Raw genomic sequence first — 14,854 nt, 5'->3', positions numbered from 1 at the left:
TCATTGACATCACGTCGATCCGTCTCTGGATCCGCCATTTGTCAACATGACCTAGCTGTCCAACAAGGGTTTTGGCCGCGTCGGTTTGCGCGGTCGCAGCGACACTTTTCAAAAAGGCATTAAGATCGCCCTGCCCTGCAATGATCTGATCAACCGCAAAAACTGATGCGCTGTTCCAGTAATCGTCGAAGATCGCGGCAGTCTGGCCCACGACCTGACCAAAGGCCAGCACATCCATATCAAGATAGTAGTTCTCGTCGCCGACCTGGAAATATTCATCCCCGATATTGCGCCCACCGATGATCGCGGCCACCCCGTCGACGATGAAGGACTTGTTGTGCATTCGACGGTTCATGCGCATGAAATCCAGCGCATAGCCCGCCAGCTTGGGCTTTCGGATGGTCGAGGGGTTGAACAGGCGGATCTCGAAATTGTCTTGGGCATTCAGCGCGGCCATGACATCATCAAGTCCGGGCACACCATTGTCATCAAGCAGCAACCGAACTTGGACACCGCGCTGTGCAGCGTCGTAAAGCGCCTTCAAAAGCAATCGCCCCGAAGTGTCATCGTGCCAGATATAGTACTGTGCATCGATCGAACGCTCGGCATTCACGGCCAGCGCAAGCCGACTGCCAAGCGCATCATGCCCGCCAGCCAATGGGATCACCCCGCTTTCGCTGCCATGCCCCCCCATTTCGTCCACCGCGCGCCGCGCCAGTGGCGTCGCCGGATCAAAGGGCAATGAGAGGTCTGTCGCACGGCCCGAGATGTCGGGCAGCGGATAAAGCCAGCGCCCCGCTAGAATCGCAATTGCCGCAACAAGGACGAGGCCGGCCAATAAGATCGCAATTTGCTTTAGCACTTATGTCTCCTTAGTGACCGCTCAGGACCAGCGCTTTGACTGGCGCCACGACCGGCTGAAGCCGCAAATGCATCCCATAAGCCCCCTCGCTTCGAGCGCATGAAAAACAGGTTGCGCGGCCTGTATTCGGGTCGTTCAATCGATCATGTCTATTGGCATGGGCATTGGCAATGCAATCGCCGCTGCACAAAGCGCAAGTGATCGAACGGGCACAAAGCGGCGCAAGCGGACGACAGGTGCCCCCCAGCTTTCTTCTTGCTGATCATTTAGATTCTGAAAGGAGATGCGCGACGGCCCTAAGGCTGAGGTCTTGCATGGGGACCGCCGATTATGATGATCTGATAGGGCTTAGCCGTGCATGCCATTTCGGCAAGCGGTTGTGGTGACCGAGCTGTCGCACTGATCTGACTACGCCTCATTCACAGCGTTTCACCACCTGCAACACGGGTAACTCAGGTGCCGAACATAGGCAGCGCTGGCTTTCAAATTTTGCCAATGCTGCCTTCCCTTCCCTGCCCTCTGTTTGGTGCAGATGTGATGACAACACAGCCCGTTGCTCCAAGACTTTCATCGCGGATCTACGGTTTTTTCTGCCGAGCAGGAAAAATCTATTGTCGAGACACGAGCCTGACATCCATCGCTGAGAAAGCAACAGGCGCAATCTTGACCTCTCCAGCCCGGCACCCGAGCGTCATGGCGCCACATCTGTACCAATTCGTGCCAAACCAAATCATTAGAAATCAAGCATCTTATCTAACAGTTTCGGCGAGGAAAATTTTCATCCCTCTTTCAAAAGCGTCGGCCACTCACTTTATCTATTAAAACGGAAAAACAGCGCGCTTCCACCGTTGCAATCGACACAAAACTTAGAAAATCTATGCAATATACGCACATCCAGCCCATACTTCTTCACTCCATCGATTCGATAAGATTTCCAAATAATCGGTGAATCACTTGCCCCAGAATCCATCCCTCGCGATGTTTTCTTTAGGCTGATAAGGCCACATAACAAGCAAAAAATCACAACAACCATAAGGCGATTTTATATATAATCTTCCGAGGAACGCATCGACAGAGGTCGTTACTTTTGCCCTGCTCTCGCGGCTATTTTCAAACAAATCTGCAGAAATCTTAGCACTACACACCCCCATGCCGATCTGTGCCTCCAACTGATCCGGACAAAAATCTTAATGTTGGTTAAAATTTTTCTGGACTAATGGCGAAAACAAAGTCTACCTTTCCCGTATTGATACGGATGACATTTCAAGACTTCATTGGGAGCAATCCCAAATTTTTAGCATGGGCAATCCTTTTCCTGTGCGGTGTTTTTTCCAAGTAAATACATTCATTCTAGGACTGTTTGGGTTCAGAGGGAGTTCTCAACCCTTCGTCTGCGGCTGCGTATTACGCTGATCGGGCGACACTTCCCCCTCTGTTCCCACCTTTTTTATCTATCTATTTTTGAGGATAAATACGCATGCCTATTACGATTTCGACCCCAGGAAACTATACAGTCGTCCAGGGAGAGACCTATATCATTTCTCCTGGCGTGTCTGGAACGGTAACCTTCAACGCGCCTACCGGTTCTGGAACCATCGATTTTTCGGTTGAATCCAATCAAAGCGCTACGGGAAACCTTACAGTTAACCTAAACTCGACATCTGCGGGCATGACTATGAATCCCACTGTGTCGGTCGCAGATGGCGTGGATGCCGGAAGAGTATCTTTCCAAGCCGTCGGAAATAATTTTGGCAACCTGTCCTACGATATTGGCGATGGGGCCAAGATCGGTGCGATCAACAGCGCGGACGGTAGCTTGATTGGCACGAATTACGCCGAAGTCAAAACAACAATCACGGCTGGTGACAACGCAACTATTGGAAGCATTCTCGGCGGCACTGCGGCATCAAATGTAACGCTAGGCGACAACGTGAACATTACCGGGGGCATCAACGGCACCTATGGTGGTTTCACGATGGAGACGGGCAGCGGCTTCAATTATAGTGGCGCGGAAATGAACTTTCGGTACTCCAAGGCCGATGTCAGCATCGATATTGGAGACAACAGCAACCTTCACAGCCAGAACGTCTATATGGCTGAAAGCTATATAAATTACTCCTTCAGCATTGGTGCAAACTCGAGCGCTGGCAACGTCGAGATGGGCGGCGGATTCGGAAACCATACGGTAAATGTTGGCAATGACACAACCATCGGCCACCTTCTGATCGGCGGATCGGGGCCGGGCATCCAGCAAACTGTGAATCTCGGTGATAATGTCAATACCGGTGATATTTCAATCGGTGGGTCAGGAACCGCGGCCTCTCCGATGGTCATTACGATCAATGCAGGAAATGGCACGCATATTGGCGGCACTCAGTTTACTGCCGGAAACATTGGTCTTGGTGGAACTTATATCGTACGCGATATCACCTTCGGCGACGATGTCACCGTTGAAGGCTTGCTTGGGATGGGCGGCTCCGCTGGCACGAATACGGTCGTGATCGGTGACAATTACACACAAAACGGTTACTTTACGGGAAGTTTGACTGGAACAGAGACGGTAACCATAGGGAATAATTGGAAATTCTCTAGTACGTTTGACCTGCAATCTGGAGATGACAGCTTAAAACTTGGCTATTCAGATCGCAATTCCGGATCTTATATTTCCGGGGGGGGCCAATACGGATAAGCTTACCCTTGTCATCCCACCAGAGTTTGAAGATGAATTTTATGAAGCTGCAACTGGTGCTGGTTGGACACTTCTTCCCGGAGGAGAATGGTCACCAAATGGCCAGACTCTTAACTGGCGGGGAAAAGCCTTCATCGGCTGGGAGTCAGCTGAAGCCGTTCCTTGTTTTGCACGTGGAACGCTGATTTCAACAGCGCGCGGCAATATTTCAATTGAAAACTTGCGTTGCGGGGATCTTATCCTGACTAAGGATAACGGCCACCAGCCGATCCGATGGATTGGGTCTAAGATCGTCGGAGCCGCTGCGTTAGAGCGTAAACCTAAGTTGCGCCCAATCCGCATCAACAAGGGCGCCCTAGGGGCAGATAACCCTAGCCAGGACCTTCTGGTTTCTCCAGAACACAGAATCTTGGTTAGATCCACAATTGCAAGGCATATGTTCGGCAGCGATGAAGTACTTGTTGCAGCCAAGCTTTTGTTGTCGATTGATGGAGTGGATATTGCCCATGACAAAGACGAGGTTGAATATTTCCACATTCTCCTTGATACTCATGAGGTGATCTATTCGAACGGCGCAGAAACCGAAAGCCTCTATCCTGGCATTGAGGCGCTTCGCGCTGTGGGTTCAGCCGCAGCCGAAGAGATTTTTGAGATCTTTCCAGAATTCCGCGCCGATTGCCATATTGCCATGCCCGCACGTCAATTTTGTTCGGGGCAAGCGGGTAAAGCACTTGCTTTGAGACACGCCCAAACCGCAAAACCCATCGTGGCATAACAGCATTTATCCGATTAGCCTTACAGATATCCAGATTAAAGAAATAGGGGCGTTTATCGCTCCTATTTCTTTTGGGAAACAGGATAAACTCATTCCGCTTTTGGTAGAAATTTTCCAATGACGCCTGTTCAGGTATCTTTTATAAATGCCCGCTCTATTTTTTATTCAACCTCATCGTCAAAGTTATTTGATTTGGACTTAATGCTCGACATACGGATCACAGAATACGGGCGTTGATCCAAGCTATCAGACTTGAACGCCTGCCGTTATAATGCAGACAACTGATAGGTGAGACTGGCCGAGCCTCTTTACACCCGAAGCAGTGCTGGCCCCATCACTTGTGCCACATATATTGCGTCCTGAGCCAAGCGGGTCTAATGATCTGTAATAAGTCGTCCTTCATTGATTGCATTTTGCTAGGCCGTTAGCTGCGTCCAAGATTGCAAACCAAAGCGTGAAGGAAAAGCCGCGACATGGCTGTGCCAAGGCTATCGCGCCGAAGGATGTGTTGACGATAACTCTGTCCACGTCCCTTTGATCGCAGGCAAAATTCTGTGAGCTCTGCTCTCTCCCCTAGGATAATATGTGAACGGTCTTTTGCAGCAGTCAAAAGGATACCTCGGGGCCGGATCCTTGATGATCGCATCAGGCCGACGTGGTGGGGGAATATGAAGAGCATGATCCCCACATAGTTGCGCTTACGCAAAGAAGATGTATGTGTCTCGTCACCTAAAAGCAGGCGAGAAAGCAGAGCCTATGTTTGCCCGTGAAAGGCTGCCCGCACTGGGCTTGTGGGGGGCGCTTTCCTTGAGTGCTGCAAATGCGATTGCCGCAGCCTTTGGGCTTGGCGCCGCAGTCGAGTGGCTGACAGGAATGTCGATTGCGGCCGTCTTTACCGTCCCAATCGCCTTTGTCGTGCTGATTGTACTGCTGTGGGCTTGGCTCAACTCGCTGGCCAAAAGCCATGCTGGAATGCTGATCTATGCAATCAACCTTGTCCTGGCACCTTTCGGCTATGCAACTGCCGGCGTGCCGTTCTGGATTGGATGTTGCATCGCCGTGCTGCCCCTGCCCCTTTATCGATTTATCAACTGGCTTTCGGCCTTTGCCGACGACCATCGCTGTCGGAGAAGCCAGAACTAAGGCGTTCAAATGAGGAAAGTTAGTTTTATCGGACCGTTCATCGTGCTGTTGGCCTTCGCCTGCATGGCCGTTTATAGCTACAAACGCTGCGGTTGGGGCATGCTCGCATATGAAAATGCATTCATTGCCGCGTTGACTGGCGAATGCGCGCAGCAACAACGTCTTGGAATCGAGCGGCCGCCCGCAATCGAACGTACTGGCCCCCATTTCCCACAAGACCAAGTTGTCCGCTAAGGTGCATCGCAAAATTTCCGTCCGAAGTAGGCACGCCGCGATTGATCACTTGAGAGCGTCATCATCGGCGCGCCTCGATATCAGGGCCGACTTGGCGCGTAAGACGATGTGACAATCGCGGGCCAGCTCCGGTTGGCTGCGACTACTGAGGTAACTTTTGCGGAATGCTGCTCATGAAGCCGCCCCTAGATAGAATTAATTATTCGTTAACTCACATCTAGGTTGCACTTGACGCGCCCCCCGATTCGGCGACCTAATCTTCTGGTACGGAAAAGGTTACCATGAACGAGAATGCACGAATCTCTGCTCTTGAGGCAGAGTTACAGCTACGCAAGAAAACTATTTTGTTTCTTGTGGCAGAATATGCAGCGCGCAATGCTGGCGAGCATGCGAAGATTATCGCATTCCTGCAGGAGATCATCCCAGACATGTCGCGTGCTCCAGCAAATGTTGCGCAAGAAGTTCTGGATGAGTTTCTGCGCCCTTAGACTACTGCCGCTTCGCGCAATCACCGTCCGTTGACCCTAGTGCGGTCGCCCCCGGCGCAATCACTTCAGTGTGGTGAGTGCCGAAGCGAGCGCTGGCCGTCGAGCGACGCGTGCAGCAAAAACGGGTAGCGCCATGGCCTACAACAGTGACCGCATCGTTGAAGTGCTGCATGCCCGCATCGCGATGTTTCCAGAACATGCAGAAGCTGGCGCGTGACTTGCCGCAGAGGCAAGCGAGGATTTCCCTACCGACCCGAAGGACGCCAAGCACGTCTATGACAAGTCTTTCGCTATGGCGGGGGCCTGCTGATATCGCCCGCCACGCGATCACAATCCACGATGACAGCCACGAGCCGCGTGACCGCGCGAGCCTCGCTGAATGGAGACGGGGCGTGTCGTTGATTGGCGTGTCGAGTTCAAGAAGGCCAAGCGCAGCAACAAGCAAATGGACCGCATCTGCGAGATTCCGGGTCGAGTATCGACGCGGATGCTTGTTAGACTGCATGGGCCGCAGTTCAAGGGGAGGCAGGCTTTGATGGAGACGTCGTTTCTCGCACACTCATCCGTCTGCCTGCGCTCGATCATACCTTTGCCCCCCTTCTTCATCGACTGACCCGAGCGGGAAGCCCATGCCGATACATGGTCGGCGACATCAAGAAGGCTAGGGAGCGCGCGCGGATCCCTGCGAAAGACGTGGCAATCACCAAGGGAATCGTAGGCGACCTGTCTGATGGTACACCACATACCCTCAAGCACACGGCTATCACATGGGCCCTACAGCGCGGCGCAACGACTTGGGATGCCGCAGGATATTTTTCGACTTCGGTTCAAACAATCGAGCGAACCTATGGACACCACAGCCCACATCACCAAGCGTCCGCCGTCGACGCGATGAACCGTCGCGGATGATTACCGCACCATAACTGAACCGAGAGGAAAGCAAGCAATGTCTAACACATTGATTTTATGGCGCACCCAAGAGGACCGCAATTTGCCAATAAAATCAACGCATCAGGCTGTACCGCCCCCCACGTTGGACCCACTGTAGATCAAACACTTACCGGTGAATTTGTATCACCCCAGAGCGCAACCATGCCCCACGCGGGCGACCGTCAACACGACACTGCCGATCAGGCTCGCCGGCCTCACAAGGAGGGTAAGGAGTGAAGCGCCCATATGTGATCTATAACGAGAAATGCCGCGATCGGAGTGTCGATCGCGGCGCAAGTGATTATCACCATCCGGGGCACCCTGTCGGCTTTCGACCTATCGTCGTTCAGATAAGTCTAAAACTGCCAGAAACCGCGAAGTCGCGAGAGCAGCTCCCCTTTATCAAGCGGTAGCTCGTCCTTTCGGCAGCGCTGCATCTTGCGGACGAGAAATTATCGCCTGAACTTCTTCAAGCGGTCGTTGCTGCAGGCAAGCTAACGCTACCCGCTTTAGCAATCCATTTTGTTGAAGGTTACGCGGTACGGCATGCCCCGCACCAGGTACATGGATTGGTTGGAAGCGGATACCAGCACTAAGAGCTATTCGTTGAGCATGAGCGTTATCCTCACTTCTAGGGTCAAAAGCACCGTAGATTGAGCTAACCTTCCCTATCCCGTCACAGCCATCGCGAAACTCACCATTCCAACTCAAGGACCGGCCATGTTGAAATCGGGTCTCCCAAGGTGTGAGATCTGACGCGAGCGAAGATATCGGCTGAAACGCAACAATATTGTTCACACCAAGAAGTTCTGCAAAGGCTAACGCACCAAAGCCCCCCATGCTCGAACCATAGCTATGAACCTTATCGAATTGGGCCAAAAAAGCGCGAAACCCTGAGCTTCGAAAGTAGTCATGCAGATCCGTCGGCCGGAACCAATTGGCAGTATGAGTAAGAACTGAGACCACGCCATATCCTGCGTTCGTAAGAAAATCCTCACCAAAGCCCCGGCGCTGACGGTCCTGCCGGTTGATTGTTGTATCGGCAGCTTCGAAAGAGATCACCAGCTCGCGTGCCCCGGCCGGCACCCGACTACGCAACAAGTAATTCTTTAGCGGTTGGATGCTGGCACCGACACTCGCCGCATTTGCAGATACTGCAGTGCTCGTCGCGTTTTCGGTTCGCACGAGTGTTCCAGCCTCGACATTCGCTGAACCGCGTGCGCTAGCTGACGCCGATTGCACTGTGGCAATCATGTCCTCATCATCACCCTGATAAAGCCGCATCATCAACTCATGCAGTCGTACATCATTGCGACTCCGCTGCAGGATTTGCTCGATTAGATGTGGCGGCACCTCATTCTTATCGCGGTTTTGACCTACATTTTTTCGATGCTCGCCCAGCTCGGCGAACCCATGCGAACGGGCAAGATGTTTGAGAGAGCCCGCCAGATGTTCGGTCACGCCAATAAAGCTATAATATTTTAGATACTTCTCCAGGGCATTCTGGAAAGACCCAATGATTCCAATCGATTGAGTGATTTGTATATCGTTTTCCAGACTTTCGACATATGTCTCCAAGGTCGGGAAACGATCAATGAACTGTTCGTTTGAGGGATGCGCATCAGAGCAGTTGTAATTGTAGTTTGAGATGGTGCGCGCCACCGGATCGCGGAGAAATGTGCCACACTTCATTGGGATTTCATGATTGCGAAACATCTGCATCTCGGGCCAGCCGAAATGTCCCATGATGACATGTCGGGCAGGCGTATGGCTTTGGCTATACAGTGCCTGTTTCGCGACCTTTCGGAATGAGGCGCCAACATTATTCCATTCCACGCCATGAAAGTGATCGTAGACATCCTGTAGACTGCGTCCAACCGAAACCCCAGCGGTCTTCGGAATATGAATAAAGAGCATTACCTCAGAGGCGGCCTGAAACTGATTGGGCTTGACGACATAAGGAGAAAATTTCGAAATAAACTCTGACATTAGCTCGCTTGGGACACCAAACTCCTGAGCAAGCTTCCTGCTGTCGATCTTCACTGGCAACAATCCTCATCTCTCTGAAGTTGTCGTCCCAATACTGTGACGAAACTCAGATTTATCTCTTTGTGGCAATTTTAACTGTATTTTACGTGGCCGAGGCAAATTGTTCAACATTTTCCCTGGCGAGAAATCGTGCATGAACACAACCTAAACGTGCTCCAGAGTGGTGACATCTATCGTTATGTCAACCCTCTCAACCAGAAGGGACCGGTCTGGATCAACGCCTTTATCCGCATCATTGCGGCCGAGAGCACGCCCAAACCTCGAGCATTTGGTACAAACCGAGCGTCGTGATACCATGTCAGAAGGGTTGGGAGGCCCTATGTCATGAAACCGAAAATTGAAGTTGCGGAGGCCATCGCTAAGTACGTTAGCGGCGGGGTTGCGTTGCTCTTGGTTTTCTTCCTCGCTGCCGAGTTGGCAGAAGGACTGACAAGGCGGCCATCGTGGGTATCGGCGCTGCTGGTCTTATCCACGGCTTTGATCTTGGTGCCGATCTTTCTCCGCATAGAGCGGCTTAGAGGTTAGAAATACCCCTTTAGCGTGCTCGAGAGTAGCGTGCCCCAGTGGTATCTGAGGGCCCCCCGCGATCCAAGACGCATGGGACAAGGTCGAAGAGCATATCGACTCGCCTATGGCCATTCGCGCGATTTCGTAATGCGATGGCCTCGCCATTTTCATTCCATGTAGGTAAATAGCACTGACCCTTTCCAACATTTCGCAAGACCAAACCTTGAAATGACAGTAACCATTCAGCTCAAAGTCACTGAAAAAAATACATTTCTTGAAAATGTCGAGCTGCTTGATCAAGCGATTCGGCTGTTGAAGGATGCTCTTGCCAAAGCAGAGCCACTGGCAATTTCTGATGCTGCATATCGAGTAATCGCCCCCTACGACGCCATGAGCGAGCAGGCTACGCTGATATTCCATGAAATGGCTGCATCGGGTGATAGGTAGAGTTACCTATAACCTTTTAGATAAATGGCAAAACCTATCCTTGTTTAGTAGACAGAAGGTGTAGTCTTTAGTTTCTGTTTTTACCGAGTTTATTGAGTAACGATCCGGCACACTTGAGCAGCCGTTGGGGCGCATCCCCGCGGCTGATCAGCCAGTTTTTCTGCCGCATTTTACCCTGCCTAGCCGTGTTGCGATCTTCTTCACGAAGCCACCGTTGTCGCCTGGCCAGCATGAGCGTTTGTGCGCACGCCTTGCAACTAACCGCCCCCAACCTCATTGCGCCAGATCCATCGGGTTACCTGATGGACAGGGCGGCGAATGGTGATCTCGCTCAGCATCCGCCCAGTTGGGTGCATCGCGCTGATCTCGACAAACTCAATCTGCCCGCAGATCGAACAAGGCCACGGCGGCCGGTCAGCGGGATGGTGAGGGCCAAGCACCTTGACCAAGTCGGCAGCCCAAAAATAGACCGATCGACGACAGTGTTTACAGCGCAACATGACCAGCCGCCCATCTGCCGCAAGGTGTTGCAGCATTGGGTTGCGCCAAGGGTTGGCTGATGGTCGTTTGGCAGGCATGTCGATCTGATTCCACAATGCTCGAAAAGAACATTTGCAGAACATTCAAACAAGCCCCAAGATGCCAACCATGTTGACGGTTTGGTCAACAATCCATGATAGACCCACGACATGATCACATCACTTGCAGCAATCATCATCTCCGGCGCCATCGCAATTGACGGCGACACGATACGGCTCGACAGCCCCAGCAGGAACCTGCGCCTCAGGGTCTGGGGCATCAATGCGCCCGAGATTAAAGAACCCGGAGGGGTTGAGGCGAGCCGTGCCCTTTCGCGGCTGGTCAAGGACCAAACGCTTAATTGCAACCTTATGGACGTTGACCATTATGGCCGCCCCGTCGTGCAATGCTCGACCGCCCGCGTCAATGACATCGCCTGCGAGATGGTCAGGCAAGGTCATGCTCGTGACTGGCCGAAATTCAGCGCAGGCGCTTACGCTGGTTGCTGATCGATCTGCAGTGACCCATCTCGGACACCGTTCTCATTCCCGGGCATTTCGCACCGCAGGCGACAGTGCGTCGGTCCGCTGGACCGATGCAGCAACCCAAATTGTGCCTCCGCAATTAGCGCAAGCCGTATAGTGCTCCTCGAAGGTGGAAGCAATTAAGCCGCAGCAGCGGCAAACGGTGGCATCGCCGCGCTTTGCTGCCGTCATATCCGGGGCGTTTGGTATCAAATCAAGGGGCGGCACGATGGCGAGACCCGGACGGGCTTCGTTAAAAAGGAAAACCGAGGTTTGTCCCCCGGCCTCCATGAAGGCCCATTCAACCTGCCCCAAGTTGCGCACCCCCTGAAGGCGCAGCACCTCCATGACTTCAAGTGGGTTCAGGTCTCTTCTCGATGCGCCTTCCATGTCGATTACACCATTATGAACGAGGGTAATCGGCGAATTCGACAAGAGGCGTTTGAAGAAGTTCTGATTGTGTATCGCCCGATCAGCGAATTTCGTAACCAGAATAATCACGGTAATCGCTGCCATAGCGTTAAAAATTGGCACATCTTCATAGAAGGTCAGGTCGCCCACGGCCGAGCCAAGCGCGATGACCAGAACCATGTCGGTCATCGACATCTGCGCGACGGCACGGCCATTCAGCAGCCGGATTAAAAGAAAGCAGTAAAGGTAGGCGATTGTACTGCGAAAAATAATCTCGATCAGGAAAGTCCAAGGTGCTCCATCAAGCCACATCCGACCCATGTCGAATGGAACGATATCCTCCATCTGCGCCCCCTATCGAAAGCGGAAAAGATGTTGGTCAGGATCTGCCTCGCCTGCGATCCGCGCTGCAATGATCTGAGCGCCGATAATCGAAAAGGTGATCCCGTTGCCGCCAAAACCCATGAGCGTAAAGATCCGCTGGAAGCCAGGAACATTATCGATGATAGGCAACCCATCTCGCGTCACGCTGAATGGTGCGGCCCATGTGAAGGCAGGCTTGCCGATCTCCACGCCAGTAAGATCCCGCAGCTTTTCCGCAATACGTTTGGCTTTATTCGCAAGCTTGCCGAGATCGCTGTTGGCGGTGCTGGACTCCTCATCCTCACCTCCTGCAATAATCCGGCCATAAGCGTCGGATCTAAAATAGAGATAGGGGTCGGCAGCTTCCCAACCAATTGTCGTTTTCAACCACTCCGGCAAGTCCTTCAGTGGGCGGGAGGCCAGGGCCCAAGTTGATGTGACATGATGAGACGAAGTCTTCATCTGGTGTAGGTATTCATAGCCGGTGCAAAAGACCGCATGACTGGCGGTGATGACCTGCCCGTCCCGAGTCGCCAGCGCAACGCCATCAGGAAGTTCGGCCATATCTGTGACCTCAACCGGGGTCACCAGCCTGGCTTTCCGGCTCAAGGCTGTCTGTAGAAACCCTGCCGCAAGTTGCGCCGGATTGGCAGAAGCAGAGGCAGACGACAGGATCGCTGCTGGCCGATCTATTTGATAGCGGTCAGCCAAGTCAGATTTGCCAAGATAATTGGCTTCGATTCCGATCTTTTCACGGGCCTCCGCCTCGGACTTTAAGGCGCGCGCACCCATGGTATTACCCGCGATGTAGAGAGCAGGTTTTGCGTCCATCGAGCACGCGATACGATTTTTCTTAGTCAGAGCGGTCAAGTCGTGAACCGCACGTACCGATCGCCGCCACGCTGCGTTAGCGGCGCGAACTCCTATCTGCTTTTGCAAGTGGGTCAGCGGAATGTCGATCTCGTGCTGGATCATGGCAGTCGACGCCGCCGTCGATCCACGCACTGCCGGTCGGCGATCGAGGATCAACACATCTCGCCCTTGCCGCGTCATCGCCTCAGCCATCAACGCGCCGCTGATCCCGGCACCGACCACAACAACATCAGCGTGCTTCGCGGCGAGCTTCCTCTGGCCACGCACACTCGAATGAGAGGTTTTGACCCAGAGAGGTGTTCCCACCCTTAGATCGTCTTCGCGCGTATCGGCATCGAATTCAGCCATCCGCATTCTCCTAAGTAGCCTACCTATAGATGCGCAGCATTGTCTCATTGCCCTGATGGTGGATTATTGGGGCCAGCCTGTCAGGCCATAGTTCTTCGGGACACGGCTTATCCCCACTAAGTCGCGCAAGCAGTTGGGAAAGGCCCTCGTGATCAGGATTAAGCCGTCGGATTGGGCAGAGCCGAAGTGGCTGGCCATGGGGTCAGAAGACGTTGAAGATGTAGAGCAAAAAAATCACGAAGATGGGAACACCAAGCAGCCACGCGATAATGCCTTTCATCGTTTCCTCCTCGACTGAAAGCCAATGGGAAACGTCTCCGATCACAAAAAGTTCAGTAATTTCATAAGTATCTGAGCATCAATCAGAAACTCGGAAGCTCCGACCGCCCCTGCAGGCTAACGCATTCGCGTTTCGGAACCCGGCTCTACATCCTTCAGTTGTATCCCCGATTACCGCAATCACACAGCCAAGGAGGACCCCATGAACTGGGATATCATTCAAGGAAAGTGGGAGCAGCTCAAGGGAAGCGTCAAAGAGAAATGGGGCGACCTTACAGACGATGAGTTGACGGAAATTTCGGGAAAGCAGGACAAGCTCTCAGGCAAGCTGCAGGAAAAATACGGCTGGACCAAAGAGCGCGCGAATGACGAGATCAATCGCTTCTTTGTCGACAAGGATCGCACGTAACCGCGCCCTTTCCCCACAACCGTTTTAAGGAAAAATCCGATGAAAGATCGTATTCTTTATCCGCTTATCGCCACCGTCATGCTTGGCAGCACTGCCTTTGCACAAAGTACCAGTGAGACGCCAGCCACCACCCCGCCAGCGGAGGCTGAGCCCTCCGGAGCAGTGGTGACACCGGATCCTGCGCCCACAGCGCCGGATGCAAGCACCGACACCGCAATGACGCCGATGGGCACACCTGCGGATGTCGTCATCTCCGTACCCGAGGGTTATGTCTTGACCGAGGTCGCGACGATGACCGGCGATCAACTCAAAGGCGTCGACATCTATGATTCTAGCGACAAAAAAATCGCCGAAATCGCGGATGTCGTGATCGGGCCCGACAATTCCGTCACAGGGATTGTTACGGATGTGGGCGGCTTCCTCGGGATGGGTGAGCACCGCGTTTCTTTGGCGCCGGACAAGGTCAGCGTCTACAAAAACGCTGATAACGAAATGCGCGCCTATGTCTCGATGACGAAGGACGAGCTGAAAGCTCTACCCACCTATGAGGCGCCCAACCAATAAAATCAATGAACGGGGAGCGACATCTCTCGCGCCCCGTTCAGCTTCGCGTCACTGTCCCTGCCCGCTTCATTGCCTCAGTCAGTTGATCTAACCCCGCCTCCTTCGCGATTTCCTGCAACTTGGCCTTAGCCAGATTATCCAGCACCTCAGCACGCGCATCAACGCCGATCACGGCATCCGGCACGCTGATCTTGATATGCTGCAGGATCTGGTTGATCGCCTCTTGCCCGGTCAGCCCGCGCTGGAGCGCCAGACGCGCGCCGGTCATCAGGGCCGAGTGCAGCGCATCGCGATGTTTGGCCTCAATGTCGATGCCCCATTTCTTGCGCGCGGTATTGGCCGCCCAGCCCAGCATCGAGGCCAGCAAGATGCTGATGATTTCCAAGACATGCGGCATCACCGCTGCTTTGATGAGATCCATGATCAGTTTCCTTTGAGGA

Annotated in this window: 14 protein-coding genes; 9 read left to right on the top strand and 5 right to left on the bottom strand. The window is 53.1% G+C overall.

From position 1 onward, the window contains the following. A partial coding sequence (locus RTS12_RS16545; protein ID WP_312530464.1) for a phospholipase D-like domain-containing protein occupies nt 1-862 on the bottom strand: 862 nt, incomplete at its 3' end. A gap of 1,477 nt (nt 863-2,339) precedes the next feature. On the opposite strand from RTS12_RS16545, the gene RTS12_RS16540 reads away from it, so the two are divergent. The 5 genes from RTS12_RS16540 to RTS12_RS16520 all read left to right on the top strand — a co-directional run bounded on the left by RTS12_RS16540 (nt 2,340) and on the right by RTS12_RS16520 (nt 6,191). Further along, a complete protein-coding gene (locus RTS12_RS16540) occupies nt 2,340-3,551 on the top strand; it encodes a hypothetical protein (RefSeq protein ID WP_312530462.1) in 1,212 nt (403 codons plus the stop codon). Then, nucleotides 3,493-4,326 (top strand): Hint domain-containing protein, encoded by an 834-nt coding sequence (locus RTS12_RS16535; RefSeq protein WP_312530460.1) that lies wholly within the window; start codon nt 3,493-3,495, stop codon nt 4,324-4,326. The genes RTS12_RS16540 and RTS12_RS16535 overlap by 59 nt, the downstream gene beginning before the upstream one ends. Nucleotides 4,327-5,082: 756 nt before the next feature. Then, nucleotides 5,083-5,469 carry a hypothetical protein gene (locus RTS12_RS16530; protein ID WP_312530458.1) on the top strand — a complete coding sequence of 129 codons (387 nt, stop codon included), beginning with the start codon at nt 5,083-5,085 and terminating at the stop codon, nt 5,467-5,469. Between the two features lie 9 nt (nt 5,470-5,478). Then, complete coding sequence (locus RTS12_RS16525; RefSeq protein WP_312530456.1) at nt 5,479-5,703, top strand: hypothetical protein; 225 nt, start codon at nt 5,479-5,481, stop codon at nt 5,701-5,703. A 281-nt stretch (nt 5,704-5,984) separates the two neighbouring features. Next, nucleotides 5,985-6,191, top strand: coding sequence for a hypothetical protein (locus RTS12_RS16520; RefSeq protein ID WP_312530454.1), 207 nt, complete (start codon nt 5,985-5,987; stop codon nt 6,189-6,191). Nucleotides 6,192-7,523: 1,332 nt separating this feature from the next. Here RTS12_RS16520 and RTS12_RS16515 read toward each other — a convergent pair. Beyond that, nucleotides 7,524-9,164 carry a sulfotransferase family 2 domain-containing protein gene (locus RTS12_RS16515; RefSeq protein ID WP_312530452.1) on the bottom strand — a complete coding sequence of 547 codons (1,641 nt, stop codon included), beginning with the start codon at nt 9,162-9,164 and terminating at the stop codon, nt 7,524-7,526. A 741-nt stretch (nt 9,165-9,905) separates the two neighbouring features. On the opposite strand from RTS12_RS16515, the gene RTS12_RS16510 reads away from it, so the two are divergent. Further along, nucleotides 9,906-10,124, top strand: coding sequence for a hypothetical protein (locus RTS12_RS16510; protein ID WP_312530450.1), 219 nt, complete (start codon nt 9,906-9,908; stop codon nt 10,122-10,124). Between the two features lie 689 nt (nt 10,125-10,813). Then, nucleotides 10,814-11,152, top strand: coding sequence for a thermonuclease family protein (locus RTS12_RS16505; protein ID WP_312530448.1), 339 nt, complete (start codon nt 10,814-10,816; stop codon nt 11,150-11,152). A gap of 33 nt (nt 11,153-11,185) precedes the next feature. On the opposite strand, the gene RTS12_RS16500 is transcribed toward RTS12_RS16505, so the two are convergent. Both RTS12_RS16500 and RTS12_RS16495 read right to left on the bottom strand, forming a co-directional pair. Continuing rightward, nucleotides 11,186-11,923 carry a DUF421 domain-containing protein gene (locus RTS12_RS16500; protein WP_312530446.1) on the bottom strand — a complete coding sequence of 246 codons (738 nt, stop codon included), beginning with the start codon at nt 11,921-11,923 and terminating at the stop codon, nt 11,186-11,188. Nucleotides 11,924-11,932: 9 nt separating this feature from the next. Beyond that, complete coding sequence (locus RTS12_RS16495; RefSeq protein ID WP_312530444.1) at nt 11,933-13,162, bottom strand: FAD-binding oxidoreductase; 1,230 nt, start codon at nt 13,160-13,162, stop codon at nt 11,933-11,935. 481 nt (nt 13,163-13,643) lie between these two features. On the opposite strand from RTS12_RS16495, the gene RTS12_RS16490 reads away from it, so the two are divergent. Both RTS12_RS16490 and RTS12_RS16485 read left to right on the top strand, forming a co-directional pair. Then, the gene (locus RTS12_RS16490; protein WP_312530442.1) at nt 13,644-13,850 is read left to right on the top strand and encodes a CsbD family protein; all 207 of its coding nucleotides are present in this window, start codon (nt 13,644-13,646) and stop codon (nt 13,848-13,850) included. Nucleotides 13,851-13,889: 39 nt separating this feature from the next. Continuing rightward, a complete protein-coding gene (locus RTS12_RS16485) occupies nt 13,890-14,414 on the top strand; it encodes a PRC-barrel domain-containing protein (RefSeq protein ID WP_312530440.1) in 525 nt (174 codons plus the stop codon). 37 nt (nt 14,415-14,451) lie between these two features. On the opposite strand, the gene RTS12_RS16480 is transcribed toward RTS12_RS16485, so the two are convergent. Then, nucleotides 14,452-14,854 (bottom strand): hypothetical protein (locus tag RTS12_RS16480; RefSeq protein WP_312530438.1); only part of this gene is annotated, 403 nt, incomplete at its 5' end.

Source organism: Paracoccus sp. (in: a-proteobacteria) (genome assembly GCF_032007265.1).
GTDB lineage: Bacteria > Pseudomonadota > Alphaproteobacteria > Rhodobacterales > Rhodobacteraceae > Paracoccus.
This window is presented reverse-complemented; position numbering and strand designations above follow the sequence as displayed.

Coding starts and splice junctions, on each gene's coding strand:
- RTS12_RS16530 (WP_312530458.1), top strand. CDS start 5,083: ATGTTTGCCCGTGAAAGGCTGCCCGCACTGGGCTTGTGGGGGGCGCTT.
- RTS12_RS16485 (WP_312530440.1), top strand. CDS start 13,890: ATGAAAGATCGTATTCTTTATCCGCTTATCGCCACCGTCATGCTTGGC.
- RTS12_RS16495 (WP_312530444.1), bottom strand. CDS start 13,162: ATGGCTGAATTCGATGCCGATACGCGCGAAGACGATCTAAGGGTGGGA.
- RTS12_RS16510 (WP_312530450.1), top strand. CDS start 9,906: ATGACAGTAACCATTCAGCTCAAAGTCACTGAAAAAAATACATTTCTT.
- RTS12_RS16490 (WP_312530442.1), top strand. CDS start 13,644: ATGAACTGGGATATCATTCAAGGAAAGTGGGAGCAGCTCAAGGGAAGC.
- RTS12_RS16525 (WP_312530456.1), top strand. CDS start 5,479: ATGAGGAAAGTTAGTTTTATCGGACCGTTCATCGTGCTGTTGGCCTTC.
- RTS12_RS16520 (WP_312530454.1), top strand. CDS start 5,985: ATGAACGAGAATGCACGAATCTCTGCTCTTGAGGCAGAGTTACAGCTA.
- RTS12_RS16540 (WP_312530462.1), top strand. CDS start 2,340: ATGCCTATTACGATTTCGACCCCAGGAAACTATACAGTCGTCCAGGGA.
- RTS12_RS16500 (WP_312530446.1), bottom strand. CDS start 11,923: ATGGAGGATATCGTTCCATTCGACATGGGTCGGATGTGGCTTGATGGA.
- RTS12_RS16505 (WP_312530448.1), top strand. CDS start 10,814: ATGATCACATCACTTGCAGCAATCATCATCTCCGGCGCCATCGCAATT.